The sequence below is a fragment of the Entomomonas sp. E7T21 genome (genome assembly GCF_058693955.1).
In genome coordinates, this window is record NZ_CP191672.1 from 477,314 (window position 1) to 491,970 (window position 14,657).

At 36.7% G+C, this 14,657-nt stretch carries 11 protein-coding genes, 3 tRNA genes and 1 other RNA gene; 6 read left to right on the forward strand and 9 right to left on the reverse strand.

All coding sequences use genetic code 11. From position 1 onward, the window contains the following. The first annotated feature begins 55 nt into the window (after positions 1 to 55). The 5 genes from ACQVD9_RS02355 (at position 56) to ffs (ending at position 3,205) form a co-directional block, all read left to right on the forward strand. Entirely contained in the window at positions 56 to 268 is a 213-nt protein-coding gene (locus tag ACQVD9_RS02355; RefSeq protein WP_264747280.1) for a cold-shock protein, read from the forward strand. Between the two features lie 169 nt (positions 269 to 437). Continuing rightward, a tRNA-Met gene (locus tag ACQVD9_RS02360) sits at positions 438 to 514 on the forward strand. A 525-nt stretch (positions 515 to 1,039) separates the two neighbouring features. Further along, a complete protein-coding gene (gene hslV, locus ACQVD9_RS02365; protein WP_264747281.1) occupies positions 1,040 to 1,567 on the forward strand; it encodes an ATP-dependent protease subunit HslV in 528 nt (175 codons plus the stop codon). A 46-nt stretch (positions 1,568 to 1,613) separates the two neighbouring features. Next, complete coding sequence (gene hslU, locus ACQVD9_RS02370; protein WP_264747282.1) at positions 1,614 to 2,960, forward strand: ATP-dependent protease ATPase subunit HslU; 1,347 nt, start codon at positions 1,614 to 1,616, stop codon at positions 2,958 to 2,960. Positions 2,961 to 3,108: 148 nt separating this feature from the next. Further along, an RNA gene (ffs, locus tag ACQVD9_RS02375) (signal recognition particle sRNA small type) lies at positions 3,109 to 3,205 on the forward strand. Positions 3,206 to 3,258: 53 nt separating this feature from the next. Here ffs and epsC read toward each other — a convergent pair. The 3 genes from epsC to hpaA all read right to left on the reverse strand — a co-directional run bounded on the left by epsC (position 3,259) and on the right by hpaA (position 6,988). Next, positions 3,259 to 4,197, reverse strand: coding sequence for a serine O-acetyltransferase EpsC (epsC, locus tag ACQVD9_RS02380; protein ID WP_264747283.1), 939 nt, complete (start codon positions 4,195 to 4,197; stop codon positions 3,259 to 3,261). Positions 4,198 to 4,380: 183 nt separating this feature from the next. Further along, on the reverse strand, positions 4,381 to 5,931 hold the full coding sequence (gene hpaB / locus ACQVD9_RS02385; RefSeq protein ID WP_264747284.1) for a 4-hydroxyphenylacetate 3-monooxygenase, oxygenase component: 1,551 nt from the start codon (positions 5,929 to 5,931) through the stop codon (positions 4,381 to 4,383). 130 nt (positions 5,932 to 6,061) lie between these two features. Beyond that, positions 6,062 to 6,988, reverse strand: a complete 927-nt coding sequence (gene hpaA / locus ACQVD9_RS02390) for a 4-hydroxyphenylacetate catabolism regulatory protein HpaA (protein ID WP_264747285.1) — start codon at positions 6,986 to 6,988, stop codon at positions 6,062 to 6,064. A 308-nt stretch (positions 6,989 to 7,296) separates the two neighbouring features. Here hpaA and ACQVD9_RS02395 point away from each other — a divergent pair, with 308 nt between their 5' ends. Continuing rightward, entirely contained in the window at positions 7,297 to 9,924 is a 2,628-nt protein-coding gene (locus ACQVD9_RS02395) for an autotransporter outer membrane beta-barrel domain-containing protein (RefSeq protein WP_264747286.1), read from the forward strand. Positions 9,925 to 9,966: 42 nt separating this feature from the next. Here the strand turns inward: ACQVD9_RS02395 and mgtE are convergent, their stop codons facing one another. From mgtE to ftsE, 6 genes are all read right to left on the reverse strand, one after another. Further along, positions 9,967 to 11,403 (reverse strand): magnesium transporter, encoded by a 1,437-nt coding sequence (mgtE, locus tag ACQVD9_RS02400; protein WP_264747287.1) that lies wholly within the window; start codon positions 11,401 to 11,403, stop codon positions 9,967 to 9,969. Positions 11,404 to 11,615: 212 nt separating this feature from the next. Beyond that, positions 11,616 to 11,692, reverse strand: a tRNA-Arg gene (locus ACQVD9_RS02405). A gap of 34 nt (positions 11,693 to 11,726) precedes the next feature. Continuing rightward, positions 11,727 to 11,803 (reverse strand) — tRNA-Arg (locus ACQVD9_RS02410). Between the two features lie 187 nt (positions 11,804 to 11,990). After that, positions 11,991 to 12,848: an RNA polymerase sigma factor RpoH gene (rpoH, locus tag ACQVD9_RS02415; RefSeq protein WP_264747288.1), complete on the reverse strand. Its 858-nt coding sequence runs from the start codon at positions 12,846 to 12,848 to the stop codon at positions 11,991 to 11,993. A 155-nt stretch (positions 12,849 to 13,003) separates the two neighbouring features. After that, on the reverse strand, positions 13,004 to 13,987 hold the full coding sequence (ftsX, locus tag ACQVD9_RS02420) for a permease-like cell division protein FtsX (RefSeq protein WP_264747289.1): 984 nt from the start codon (positions 13,985 to 13,987) through the stop codon (positions 13,004 to 13,006). Continuing rightward, positions 13,987 to 14,655, reverse strand: coding sequence for a cell division ATP-binding protein FtsE (gene ftsE, locus ACQVD9_RS02425; RefSeq protein WP_264747290.1), 669 nt, complete (start codon positions 14,653 to 14,655; stop codon positions 13,987 to 13,989). The genes ftsX and ftsE overlap by 1 nt, the downstream gene beginning before the upstream one ends. Between the last annotated feature and the right edge of the window lie 2 nt (positions 14,656 to 14,657).

Consider the following 14,657-nt stretch of genomic DNA (forward strand, 5'->3'; position numbering starts at 1 on the left):
GCGCATTAATTCGTTAGTGTGGCGTAAAGTTTGTATAGTTTCAAGGAGTTTAGGCATGTCTAACCGTCAAAACGGTACTGTCAAATGGTTTAATAATGAAAAAGGCTTTGGCTTTATTTCTCAAGACGCTGGTCCTGATTTATTCGTTCATTACCGTGCTATTGAAGGCACAGGTTTTAAATCGTTAAAAGAAGGACAAAAAGTTAGCTTCGTTGCTACTGAGGGTCAAAAAGGAATGCAAGCTGATCAAGTTCAACTTATTGGCTAATTTGTATTACCTATATTTGCATAGTATTTAAAGCCTCCTTTTTAGGAGGTTTTTTTATGGCCGGACTAAAAAAGAATAATTAATCACTTATTTTGTCAGTTTACTGAAATTTTATTATTAGGGGCTTGACATAATCCTTCTAGATGAGAATAATAACGCCCTCTTTAATGGCAACGTAGCTCAGTTGGTTAGAGCACGGCATTCATAATGCTGGGGTCGGTGGTTCAAGTCCACTCGTTGCTACCATATTGAAAGCCTTCTTATACTAAGAAGGTTTTTTATTTTGCACTCTGTTATTTTTTGTAGGCATACCTAGAGTTTTAGGTATGCCTTTTTATTTATAGAATGAGATAAACAGTAGTATCTCAAGTTGTTAATAACTTTTCCTGGTGATTTCTGCAGAAAGTAATAATAAAAGAATTATCATCAATAGTGAAAGCATACCAAATGAACTTCTTCTTCATCAGTTTCTAAACTATTTAGAGTATATCGCTGGTACCTATGCTAACAATATATTATTGAAAGACAGCAGTAATGTCGTCAGATTTATTGATATAAATAATGGTTTGTTTTGTATTATTTGTTTATACACAACTTCTCTTATAGATTAGATTGAATCATGAAGGGATTGTAACAAGTGTAGTAAGGCAAATTAATAGCGGATTAATAAATATTATGTAACTTATTCTTGATGGGTAAACTTGAAGCCTTATTAGTTTATCCCCATATAGAAGAAATAACAATTTTCTCATTAGATTGGAGGGTTTTCCTTTGACCACTATCGTTTCTATTCGCCGTAATGGCAAAGTGGTTATGGGCGGCGATGGTCAAGTTTCTTTAGGCAATACTGTAATGAAAGGTAATGCTAAGAAAGTACGCCGTTTATATCATGGACAAGTTATTGCTGGTTTTGCTGGTGCTACTGCAGATGCTTTTACCTTATTTGAACGTTTTGAGGCACAGCTGGAAAAACACCAAGGTCATTTGGTACGAGCGGCTGTTGAATTGACTAAAGATTGGCGTACTGACCGCTCATTAAGTCGTTTAGAAGCTATGTTAGCAGTGGCTAATAAAGATGCTTCACTTATTCTAACAGGTAATGGCGATGTGTTAGACCCAGAAGATGGTTTAATTGCTATGGGATCAGGTGGTCCTTATGCACAAGCAGCAGCTAAAGCATTACTTATGCATACTGAGATGTCAGCTAGAGAAATAGCTGAAACTGCATTGAATATTGCAGGCAGTATTTGTATTTATACAAATCAAAATTTAGCTATTGAAGAACTTGACTGTAATTAAAATATATTAATAGTGTTAGCTATTAATAAGGATATGGAGTTAAAAAATGTCCATGACACCCCGTGAAATCGTTCATGAACTAGATCGTTTTATTATCGGTCAAGATGAGGCTAAGCGAGCAGTAGCTATTGCATTACGTAATCGCTGGCGCCGTATGCAGTTGCCTGCTGAATTAAGAACAGAAGTAACCCCTAAGAATATTTTAATGATTGGCCCTACAGGGGTTGGTAAAACCGAAATTGCCCGTCGTTTAGCACGTTTAGCCAATGCTCCTTTTGTAAAAGTAGAGGCTACTAAGTTTACTGAAGTGGGATATGTTGGTCGTGATGTTGAGTCGATTATTCGTGATCTAGCTGATGCAGCTATCAAAATGCTCCGTGAGCAGGAAATACAACGTGTTAATCATAGGGCAGAGGATGCGGCAGAAGAACGTATTCTAGATGCATTATTAACACCTGCCCGTTCTGCAAGTAGTGGTTTTGAGCAAGAGGCTGTTGCTGGAAGTGATTCTAATACCCGTCAATTATTCCGTAAACGTCTACGTGAAGGTCAGTTAGATGATAAGGAAATTGAAATAGAAGTAGCTGCTGTACCCGTTGGTGTTGAGATTATGTCACCACCAGGTATGGAAGAAATGACCAGTCAGTTGCAAAACTTATTCTCTGGTATGAATAAGGGTAAGCGACAAACACAGAAATTGAAAATTAAAGATGCTCGTAAAATTCTGCGTGATGAAGAAGCTGCAAGCATGGTTAATGAAGAAGAGCTAAAGGCCAAAGCTTTAGAAGCTGTTGAGCAAAATGGTATTGTCTTTATCGATGAAATTGATAAAGTGGCTAAACGTGGCAATGTTGGTGGTGCCGATGTTTCTCGTGAAGGTGTGCAGCGTGACTTATTACCTCTAATTGAAGGTTGTACCGTTAATACCAAATTAGGTATGTTAAAAACAGATCATATTCTGTTTATTGCTTCTGGTGCTTTCCATTTAGCTAAGCCAAGTGATTTAGTGCCTGAGTTGCAAGGTCGTTTACCAATACGGGTAGAGTTAAAAGCATTAACGCCTAATGATTTTGAGCGTATTTTAACGGAGCCACATGCCTCATTAACTAAGCAATATGTTGAGCTCTTAAAAACTGAAGGTTTAAATATAGATTTTAAAGAAGATGGCATTAATCGTATTGCTGAGATTGCTTGGCAAGTGAATGAAAAGACGGAAAATATAGGCGCTCGTCGATTACATACCTTGTTAGAAAGGTTATTAGAGGAAGTATCTTTTAGTGCAACAGATTTAGCCACTAAAGATGATAAACCAATAATACTTGATGCAGCTTATGTGAATGAACATTTAGGTGAGTTAGCGCAAGATGAAGATTTATCTCGCTATATCCTCTAAATAGTTAATACAGACCATCGTTTGATGGTCTGTAATTTATGCCAATCACATCATATTTATTATAAAAAACTGTAAATTTGACTTGTAACTTCTCAATAAATCAGTAGAATGCACCACACAGTTTTTTATTACCGATTAATGGCGACTCTATCGGTCCCCTCGCAATGATTAACTATCAACCTGGTCAGATCCGGAAGGAAGCAGCCATAGTAGTGAACTCATGTGCCGGGGTGCGGCTGATAGAGGAGCCACCTAAATTTAAAAAGCGCTCAGATGAGCGCTTTTTTATGTCTACCTATTAACAACAAGCTTCATTTAGTGTACTAGCTTGAGTAATGCTGCTATTAGCAGGAATGCTCTTAGTTAACCAAACATTACCTCCTACTGTAGAGCCTTTGCCTATGGTAACTCGGCCTAAAATAGTAGCACCCGCATAAATAACCACATCATCTTCTACAATAGGGTGACGAGGATAACCTTTCTGTAAGTTACCTGACTCATCAGCAGTAAATCGTTTAGCACCTAAAGTAACGGCCTGATAAATACGTACTCGATTACCAATCACACAGGTTTCTCCAATAACCACGCCTGTACCATGATCAATAAAGAAGCTTTCTCCAATAGTGGCGCCTGGATGAATATCTATGCCTGTGGCTGAGTGGGCTAACTCTGCTGTAATTCTCGCTAATAAGGTTAAACCAACTGTATAGAGATAATGAGCAAGGCGGTGGTAGATAATAGCCAATACACCAGGATAGCAGAGTAATACTTCATCTACACTACGAGCGGCTGGATCACCGTTGTAGGCTGCAATAACATCTGTATCTAATAACTTACGAATATTAGGTAGTGCAAAAGCAAATTCTTGAACAATGGAGGTCGCTTGGGTATGAACATCTTCTATGGTTGTACCCTGATATTTTGCATTGTAGCAAAGCTCAAGATAGGCTTGATTTTGCAGAGCATTCAAAGCAGCATCCAAAGAATGACCAACATAGAAATCTTCACTTTCTTCTCTTAGATCAGATGGGCCTAAACGCATAGGAAACAGGGCGCGAGTGATAGTGTCGATAATCTCACTCATAATAGTTCGAGAAGGTAATTCTCTGCCTGCGTTACGTGTCCTACCATGATTAGTGCGCCATTCATTGCGTACCTCTCGTAATTCACTTACTATTTTTTGTAAATTCCAAGAGGGAGTGGCTTTGCAGTAGGTGTTGTATGTTTTAATAACCATTAGTTGCTCCGTTCAACAAACGAATGCTATTGAATAACAAAGATGATAATGATAAACAAAATTGTTAAGTAGTGGTTAATAATTTTATGATTAATTTTTAATGATATGGAATGTGAATTGACAGAGAAGAGGAAAGCCATTCACTGTCTATTAAATAGCTCAGTGAATGGTTAGAGGGTTGTGTTATTTAGGTAATGCGTTGATATCATCTGGGTTAGTCAAATAAGGCACTGTCCAGCCTTTTTCATCATACTCAGACATGCATTTTTCAACTAAGCCTTTCATTGCAGCTAAATTACCATTACTTCTTGCATAACCAAGCGTTTGTAAGCGCACATCATCTTGGTTGCCTGCATAGTTAACTTCGTATACCTCGTGTCTACCACCAAACTCACTATCGATAGCATCCCATAGTAATTTAAGAATTTTAATCCGTTCTCTATGTCCCATTCCTTCAGAGCCACGACAATAAACACTTAAGTATTTATCTAACTCAGGGTTTTCAAAATCTTTTACACCAGAGGGTAAATAGATCATACCACTAGCTACCGTTTGGTGAATAATTTTCTTAATAATTGGATAAGCTAATGGCGCCATATTTCTATACACTTGTAATGCTTGGTTACTAGGTAGCATGGCAGGTGTACTCCAATTACTTTGTAACTCTGGGGCACCGTATGCGGCATCAGTTAACGACCAGAATAAGTTACGCCAAGCTATGACTTCCCCTACTTGTGCCGAGACACCACGAAATTCTATAGCCCCTGTGCACTCCAGAGCTTTAACTAATAAACCACTTAAAAAATCTAGCTTAACAGCTAGCCGAGTTAAGCCTTGCATAGGGTATAGCCTAGCAAAGCCGCCATCGGTTGCAAAACGACGGCAACGATCATAATCTTTATAAGCCAGTACATCTTCCCAAGGGATAAATACATTATCTAAAATAAGAATTGCATCATTTTCATCAAAGCGGCTTGATAATGGGTAATCAAAGGGTGAGCCAATAGCGCCTGCTATATATTCATAAGAGGTACGACAAATAAGTTTTACCCCTTTAGCATTCATTGGAGCAAGGAACATTAAAGCAAAATCAGGGTTATCACCCACAATTGAGGCAGAGCCAAAACCAATAAAGTTATAGTGAGTTAATGCAGAGTTAGTGGCAACTACTTTGGCACCTTTAACCACTATGCCATCTGCACGTTCTTCCACTACACGCATAAATACATCACTCACTTGATCAATGCTCTTATTACGGTCAATAGGTGGATTTACAATAGCGTGGTTAAAATATAAACAATTTTCTTGAATACGTTTGTACCAAAGACGTGCATTGTCTGCAAATTTTCCATAGAACTCAGGGTTAGCACCTAAGACACAACCAAAGGCTGCTTTATAATCAGCAGTACGTCCCATCCAGCCATAGGACATTCTTGCCCATCCTGCAATAGCGTCACGTTGTTGGTGCAAATCATCTGCTGTTTTAGCTATTCTAAAGAATTTATGGGTGTAACCACCATTGCCTGTATCCGTTTCCCAGCATAGTTCATCTTTTGTTTTTGGGTCATGTAGTGCATCATACATTTGTGCTACTACAGCTGCTGAATTACGAAAAGCTGGGTGAGTAGTGATATCATCTACTCGTTTACCATAAATATAAACTTCGCGACCATCACGTAAGCTTGCTAAGTATTCTTCACCATTTAAAGGACGTTTGTTACCGTCTAATTTCATAATTATTTTCTCCAGTACACATTATTGTTTTTATGTAAGGCACTATCATGATGAGTCTATGAATGGGAGTAAAGGTAGTTTTATAGCTAAAAAATGGTACTTTTCTTAAGGTTGTTGATAAGAGAAAGGTTTATTTAATAGTTTGATAATGATGGGATAGACGATAATCTTTAGTAGTAAATCCTGTATATTTGTTAAAAAATCTAGAAAAATAAGAAGGATCTTTAAAGCCCAATGTAAAGCAAATTTCATTAGCAGTAAGTTGGCTGTGAATCAGTAAACGTTTTGCTTCTTGTAGTAGTCGTTCTACTATTAGTTGTTTCGGGCTAATGCCAGCCATTCGCTGGCAGATTAAGTGGAGGCGAGCGGTAGTCATCCCTAATTCATTAGCATACTGGGTAAGTTGCCAATGTTCTTTATAGTGCTTTTCTAATAATTCATTAAATCGATAAAATAGTTGTAGGTCTTGCCGTTGAACGGTGTAGTTAGGATGATTACTATCAGTAAAACGAAATAGGGTAATAAATATTAATTGGATAAGAGCTGGCATCGTAAGTTGATAATTTGGTTTATTATTTTTAAATTCATTAGCAGCTATTTCAAATAATATATTTAATTGCTTAGCATCTTCCACTAAATCCATTTGTGGATTGGCTAGATCAATACATAAAGGTTTTCTAAGATTAAAACTAAGGTTGTTGTAATCAGGGCGGTTATTAAACAGTTGCCAAGCGTATGGTTGCCTAACTGTTATAACATGTCCTTCTGTATCTTTATCACTGGTAAAAGCATGGGGTACACCTGGTGGTGTGAAGAAAATCATAGGTCCTTCTAAACGATAGAACAAATCATCTAGTTGAACATGCACCATACCATTAAGTAAGTAATGAATTTGAAAAAGGCGATCATGACGGTGAATAGCTACATTACGACTAAAAAACCGAGAGAAACTACGATGAGACTCATAATGAAAGTCTGCTCCAGCATATCGTTGATCATAAACATCAAAGAGATCAAGAATAGGAATCTGTGATAGTTTGGGTATTTTTTGAGTCATTGTAATAAAGCCCATTAATTTGCTATTAATACTATTCTTTTTTATTTATTAATAGTCAATGTTATTTTTATTTTGCACTTATAAGAAGCAGACTTTGCGATTATTACAAAATAAACTAAAAACCTATTTACACTTTTATAACAACAACATACTATATACTTGAGTAGTAATAAGTAAAATTATTATTGCATACGATATTATAGATATAATCCTGTTATACCCCATTAGTTTTCTATCCCTCCTGTAATTAATATGAAAAATCCCTATCATTTATTAAATTCAAGAGAGTTAGTCACTATTAAGTAGTTATGTTAAAAAAAATCTCTATTATTACAGTGTTAGGATGCTCATACATCTATAACGTAGTAGCTGAAGAAACTAAATACGGTTACCAGCTATTACCTAATCAAATGCTTAACCTAAATGATAGTCTGCAATCTATTACATCTGATGCAGATACCAAAAATCTATATGGAATATATTATAACGACTCTAGCACAACAGAGTTAACGGCTAATCCATTAAATATAGAAGTTATTAATAGTAATGCAGGTAATACTTCTAATAGAACTATAGCCAATGGTCTTTATATCAATGGAACAAGTGCTGCAGCTAGGCCATCGCTGAATTTAGGTGATGGAAGCCAAATTACTACAAAAGCATATCAAACAATAGGAATTTTTTTAAGAAATAGCGATTTATCAGCTAGTAATCTTACTGTTACTGCTAATGGTCAAAATGGTGGTACAGGTATTTCTTTAATAGATAGTCAGGCTACATTAACAGGAAATAATACCATTAAAACTACTGGAACATTTTCAACAGGTTTAGCTATTTCTAACTCTACTTTTACTACAGATAAAATTAATATTGAAGTATCAGGGAGTAATTCAACTGCAGTAAATATCACCAATAACACAGGTAAAATAACAGATTTAGGTACTAGTAGTACTATTAAGCTTACTTCAGCAGATGGTTATGGAATTAGTATAAACAAAGGCTCTGTTATAGCCAATGATCTTACTATAGAAAATACTGGCAATAATTCTTTTGCTGTAGCTGTTTATAATGGTACTTTTACGATGAATGGTGGCTCTGTTACATCTAATTATGCAGGTATTACTACGGGTGGACTTGTTCCTTTACCTACAGACTATGTTCAAGAAATTAATTTAACGGATGTTACCATATCTTCCCGTGATAGAAGTTTACTAATATCTAATAGTGGCAACATGACATTAGAAAGGGTGCAAGCAACATCCACGACTGCTTCTGCTTTAATGCTCACTAATAATGGTATTGTTACAGCTAATGATACTTCTTTACAAGGCAAAAACAACGTTGTAAATGCAAATACTGGACAGGTTACCTTTTCAGGTAATACCAATATTATCTCAACAGATACCAATAGTAATGCAATTTATATTATAAACAATGCTGCTATTAACACGATACCTGAAGGTAGTACCATGAATATAGTAGGTAATATGCAAATTGGTCAATCGGGTACCAATAATATTATTGATTTAAAAATGAATACTGGCTCACAGTTTACTGGAAAGTCAGCTATTTATGATACAAACACTGGAGTTATTAATCTGGATATGACATACAGTATATGGAATATGACAGATGATTCCACTACTACAACATTAGCACTAGATAATAGTACAGTAAATTTTACTAATAGCAACTTTACAACTTTAACAACTAAAGAACTTAGTGGTATTGGTTTATTTAGTATGAAAACTGATATAGCCCAACAGCTAGGTGACTTAATCAATATTACAGAAACAACAACAGGTAACCATTCTCTTGCTATTGCCAACCAAGGTAGTGCTGCTACTGACGGCACAGAAACACTAACAGTTGTTACTACAGCTGATGGAGGTGGTAACTTTAAGCTCAATAATCAAGTTGAAGCTGGAGGTTATATTTATGGTTTAAGAAAAGCTAGTAATGATAAGGACTGGGAGTTATATGCTTTACCCTCTGGAGGTAATATTGGTGGTACACAAACTTCTTCAGCGTTAGCTGGTGCTAGCTTTTTAAATACCAGTTATCTACTAAACTATATAGATAATCAAACACTTTTACAAAGATTAGGTGACCTTAGAGTAACAGGTGCTGGTAATGCCACCAGTGGTTTATGGGTAAAAGCTTTTGGTGGTAAGCTTTCTTCTTTTGATGGAAAACAATTATCTGGTTTTGATATGCCTTACTCAGGGACTCAACTAGGAATAGATAAGGATTTTAGCGTTTCGTCAGGAACATTACTGGTGGGCGTTATGGCAGGTATTACGCAAGGTAATCTTAACTATAAACAAGGTGATGGTACGGCTAAAAATTATACATTAGGGCTTTATTCAACCTATTATCATGACCAAGGATTTTATGTAGATACAGTGCTTAAATATAATAATATTCATAATCAATTTAATGTTAAAGATACTACAGGAATGTCAGTTAAGGGTAAAGGAAGAACTCAGGGTATTAACGCATCTGTGGAAGTAGGAAAGCGTTTATGGATTAACGATAGTAAAGCAGGCTTTTATATTGAACCACAATTACAAGTATCTACAGGAGTACAAGGTGGGGATACAGTTAAGGCCAGTAATGGTTTAAAAATTAAGCTTGATTCCTATAACTCTACTTTAGGGCGTTCTAGCGCAATTATAGGCTACCAAACTCAAGGTACTAATCCTATAAATATTTATTTTAAATCTGGTTACTTAAGAGAGTTTAATGCTAATACTAGTTACAAATTAAATGGAAGTAAGGAAAAAAATAGTTTTCGTGGTCAATGGTGGGATAATGGCATAGGTATCACTGCAAATATTAATAAAGTACATAATATTTATATGGATGCTAATTATGCCAAAGGTAGTAAGTTCGATCAAAAACAACTTAATTTAGGCTATCGGTATAGTTTTTAAAAAGAGGTTATATATTTAGTTACTACTGTTACAGGTTAAAAACTAACCTGTAACAGGCATAATGCCAAAACTAATAAATAAATAAGCTAACCCTAAGAAGATAAAGAAACCACCACTATCAGTCATTGCTGTAATTAATACACTAGAGCCAAGAGCTGGGTCTCTGCCGCATTTGACCATGGTCATGGGGATGAGTACGCCCATAAATGCAGCCAGTAGCAGGTTAAGTGTCATGGCGGACATCATTACAATGCCTAATGACCAACTACCATAAAGATAGTAGGCGACAAGGCCGATAACGCTACCCCAAATCACACCATTAATAAAGGAAACACCTATTTCTTTGCCTAATAATCTAAAGGTATTAGCTGTAGTAATTTGATCAAGTGCCATTGCTCTTACAATCATGGTAATCGTTTGATTTCCTGAGTTGCCACCAATTCCTGCCACGATAGGCATTAAGGCGGCTAAGGCTACTAGTTTTTCAATGGTGCCATCAAATAAACCTATAACACGTGAAGCAATAAATGCAGTAACCAGATTAACTGCTAGCCATGCCCAACGGTTACGAACGGAACGCCAAACTGAGGCAAAAATATCTTCTTCTTCCCGTAAACCTGCCATATTTAGCATTTCGGTTTCGGTTTCTTCACGAATTAAGTCAACCATTTCATCAATAGTTAAACGACCTACGAGCTTACCATTTTTATCTACCACAGGTGCAGAAATAAGGTCATATCGTTCAAATGCTTGAGCTGCTTCATAAGCGTCTTCATCAGGATGGAAGATAACGGGATCATCTGCCATTACTTCAACAACGAGTACATCAGGGTCATTTAAGAGCAATTGTTTAATAGGCAAGACGCCTTTTAGTATGGCCTCTGAGTTAACCACAAAGATTTTATCAGTATGGTCTGGGAATTCTTTAAAGCGGCGTAAATAACGTAACACGGTTTCAAGGGTTACATCATCGCGAATACTTAGAATCTCAAAGTCCATTAATGCACCGACTTGATCTTCTTCATAAGATAAGGCTGATTGTAAGCGTTCACGTTCTTGGGTATCTAATGAGCTCATTAACTCTTGTAAAACATCATTAGATAATTCAGGGGCAAGGTCTGCTAATTCATCAGCATCCATGTCCTTAGCAGCTGCGATGATCTCATGATCATCCATGTCTGCCAATAACGTTTCACGAACAGCATCAGAAACTTCTAAAAGAATATCACCATCACGATCTGATTTTACTAATTGCCATAATAGTAGACGGTCATCTAATGGTAATGACTCTAATAGGTCAGCTATATCTGCCCAGTGTAATTCTTCTAGTTTTTGTTGTAGTTCAGTATAACTTGTTGTTAAGGGTAAACCATTTTCTTCAGTTTGTTGTTTTTCTTTATTGCATTGGCGAAGTAGGGTTTGAATTTGATCAAAGCGATCTTGTAGAGATTCTTGCGGTTTTGTTTCGGTTTCAATCATTACAGCCTCCATTCCCAGATGGTTTGAAGGCTCACCATGGGAATTATTTAATCGCTAAGCGACTATTATAGCAACAGTGTATGTCCATAGTATGAAAATGCTTTAGGCAAAGCCTATTGGCAGTTGTTCTCCACAAATTTAGTAGAAAGATAATTAAAGTTTCTTAAATTAGACTTTAAAAAAAAACCTGCTAGTGCAGGTTTTTAGTATTCTGGCGCGCTCGAGAGGATTCGAACCTCTGACCGCTCGGTTCGTAGCCGAGTACTCTATCCAGCTGAGCTACGAGCGCGCAATGTGCAAATAAACAATTGATTTATATTAAATGGCGCGCTCGAGAGGATTCGAACCTCTGACCGCTCGGTTCGTAGCCGAGTACTCTATCCAGCTGAGCTACGAGCGCACGTATAAAACAAAGCAAGTGTTAAATCGCAGGCGCGAACTATACTCCATCAATCACTTTAGGGCAAGTATTAATTTGAAAAAAGTAATATTTATTTTGATAAGTTATTGTAATATAAATATTTTATTGGAAATAAAAAGCGCATCAAATAACAAGTATTTAATACGCTTTAGTTAGAGATAGATTATCAAACTTCAATAATATGACGTTTTAATTTATCCATTGCATTTTTTTCTAGCTGGCGAATACGTTCTGCCGATACGTTATATTTTGCTGCTAAATCATGCAAAGTTGCTTTATCATCAGATAGCCAGCGTTGTTGTAAAATATCTTTACTACGCTCATCTAGTTTTTCTAATGCTTCATGTAGGTTGTTAGAGGAACTATCACTCCAATCTGCATCTTCTAATTGAGTAGCAGGATTGTAGCGATTATCTTCTAAATACGCAGCAGGTGCATAGATAGCAGTTTCATCATCTTCATCAGTTGCAGGGTCAAATGCCATATCAGACCCTGTAAGACGGCTTTCCATCTCGCGGATGTCTTTTGCGTCTACACCTAGTTCATTCGCAACATTAGCCACTTCTTCATTATTTAACCAATTTAAACGTTTCTTTTTACTACGTAAGTTAAAGAATAATTTACGTTGAGCTTTAGTGGTGGCAATTTTAACAATGCGCCAATTCTTTAAAATAAATTCATGTATTTCAGCTTTAATCCAATGTACTGCAAAAGAAATAAGGCGAACACCCATTTCAGGATTAAAACGTTTCACTGCTTTCATTAAACCAACATTACCCTCTTGAATTAAGTCAGCTTGAGGCAGACCATAACCAGAGTAACTACGGGCAATATGAACAACAAAGCGTAAGTGAGCAAGCACCAGTTGGCGAGCGGCATCTAAATCTTGTTCATAATAGAGCCGATCTGCCAATTCATGTTCCTGATCAGCTGTTAACACAGGCAAACTATTTACTGAATGCACATAGGCTTCCAGATTAGCTCCTGGTGTTAGCATTTGAACAGGTATTAAGTTTTTTGACATTCGATTCTCCCAAAAAATGAAAACCCAATAAATAACTTCTTATTGAGAATTATACTCTTTTAGACTATAAAGAATATCTAATAGTTCCGCTAGTCTTTTAGTTTTTAAAATTGTTTCTTTATGCTAATAAAGCTAGTTATACCATAGGTTTATCGTTAGCGTGGTGCTAGTTCGCGAAGGTGTCTAGCAACGGCTAACCACGCTCCAATCCAACCTAATAGCACAGCTCCAATAATTAAAGAGCAGGCATCTTCCAATGAAACACTTGATAGCTTAAAGTCACTGGCATACAAACCAGCTAATTGTACTACATAAGTATTGATCCAGTTAAGTCCAAAAGCTAATAAAGCCCATGCAAATAGTCCAGCACCTAAACCATAGAGTGTTCCCATATAGATAAAGGGACGACGTACATAGCCATCTGTACCACCTACTAACTTAATAACCTCTATTTCAGCTCGTCTATTCTCAATAGCAAGACGAATGGTATTACCAATAACAAGCAATAATGCAGCAATTAATAATAGTGAGATACCAAAAACAAATCGCTCACCTAGTTTAAGAATAGACATAAGTCGTTCTAACCATTGCATATCTAATTCAGCTCGATCGACTTCTGGTAACTGTTGTAGATTATGTTGTAGTTCAGTGATTGTATTCTGAACCAATTCTTTCGGCGTAACTACAATCACTACAGGCAAAGGGTTGCTTGGTAATGCTTGTAAAGCCTCTCCTAAACCAGTTTGTTCTTGAAATTCTGCAAGCGCTTGTTTTTTAGTAATAAGTTGTGTGCTTTCTATATCTGGATTTTGATTAAGCTCATTTTGTAATTGGCTAGCTTTCTCGTCATCAACATCTAAATGTAAGAATAGGGATATTTGTGCGGCCTGTTGCCAAGACCCTGCCAATTCATTGATATTTTTTAGGATAATAGATAATCCCATAGGTAAACTTAATGTTACTGCAATAACAAGGCAGGTAAAGAAGCTGGCAATGGGATGTTTAACAAGTCTTAAAAAACTATCAGTTAAACTAGCTTTATGATTTTCTAGCCATGAGTGGAAAAGTTCACCAAAGCTAGGCTCACCGTCTTGTTTTTTAGACTTCTGTGGTTGATTAGTAGGTCTTACATCAGACATTAGGCAGCCTCTCCATCACCAATTAAGCGACCACGTTGCAAGGTGAGTAGACGGTGGCGCATTCTCGCAATAAGTGCTAAATCATGACTTGCAATGATAACAGTTGTACCCAAACTATTGATATCTTCAAAGATTCCCATGATTTCAGAAGCTAGTCGTGGATCTAGGTTACCTGTAGGTTCATCTGCAAGTAATAAGGCCGGTTGATGCACAATTGCTCTAGCAATACCTACCCGTTGTTGTTGACCTGTTGAAATATTAGAGGGTAGTTGTTCGGCTTTTTCTTTTAAGCCTACACGGTCAAGTGCTGTAATAACTCGCTTATAGGTTTCTTCTTTACCAAGCCCAAGAATTTGTAAAGGTAAAGCAACATTGGCAAATACATCACGATCAAATAATAGTTGATGATTCTGAAAAACAACACCTATTTGTCTTCTTAAAAAAGGAATATGTGCATTTGAAATACGTGATAAGTCTTGACCTGCTAGCATGATTTTACCTGAGCTAGGGCGCTCCATGGCAAGCAATAGTCGTAATAAAGTACTTTTACCTGCGCCTGAATGGCCTGTAACAAACAGAAACTCGCCTCGACGTACATGAAAGCTAAGTTCATGTAAGCCGATATGCCCATTAGGGTAGCGTTTTGCAACATGGTCAAAACGTATCATAA

What these genes read in the sequence shown, in the direction of transcription:
- hpaB (WP_264747284.1), bottom strand. Translation starts at nt 5,931, where the DNA reads ATGAAATTAGACGGTAACAAACGTCCTTTAAATGGTGAAGAATACTTA.
- mgtE (WP_264747287.1), bottom strand. Translation starts at nt 11,403, where the DNA reads ATGATTGAAACCGAAACAAAACCGCAAGAATCTCTACAAGATCGCTTT.
- ftsE (WP_264747290.1), bottom strand. Translation starts at nt 14,655, where the DNA reads ATGATACGTTTTGACCATGTTGCAAAACGCTACCCTAATGGGCATATC.
- ftsX (WP_264747289.1), bottom strand. Translation starts at nt 13,987, where the DNA reads ATGTCTGATGTAAGACCTACTAATCAACCACAGAAGTCTAAAAAACAA.
- hslU (WP_264747282.1), top strand. Translation starts at nt 1,614, where the DNA reads ATGTCCATGACACCCCGTGAAATCGTTCATGAACTAGATCGTTTTATT.
- rpoH (WP_264747288.1), bottom strand. Translation starts at nt 12,848, where the DNA reads ATGTCAAAAAACTTAATACCTGTTCAAATGCTAACACCAGGAGCTAAT.
- ACQVD9_RS02395 (WP_264747286.1), top strand. Translation starts at nt 7,297, where the DNA reads ATGTTAAAAAAAATCTCTATTATTACAGTGTTAGGATGCTCATACATC.
- hpaA (WP_264747285.1), bottom strand. Translation starts at nt 6,988, where the DNA reads ATGACTCAAAAAATACCCAAACTATCACAGATTCCTATTCTTGATCTC.
- ACQVD9_RS02355 (WP_264747280.1), top strand. Translation starts at nt 56, where the DNA reads ATGTCTAACCGTCAAAACGGTACTGTCAAATGGTTTAATAATGAAAAA.
- epsC (WP_264747283.1), bottom strand. Translation starts at nt 4,197, where the DNA reads ATGGTTATTAAAACATACAACACCTACTGCAAAGCCACTCCCTCTTGG.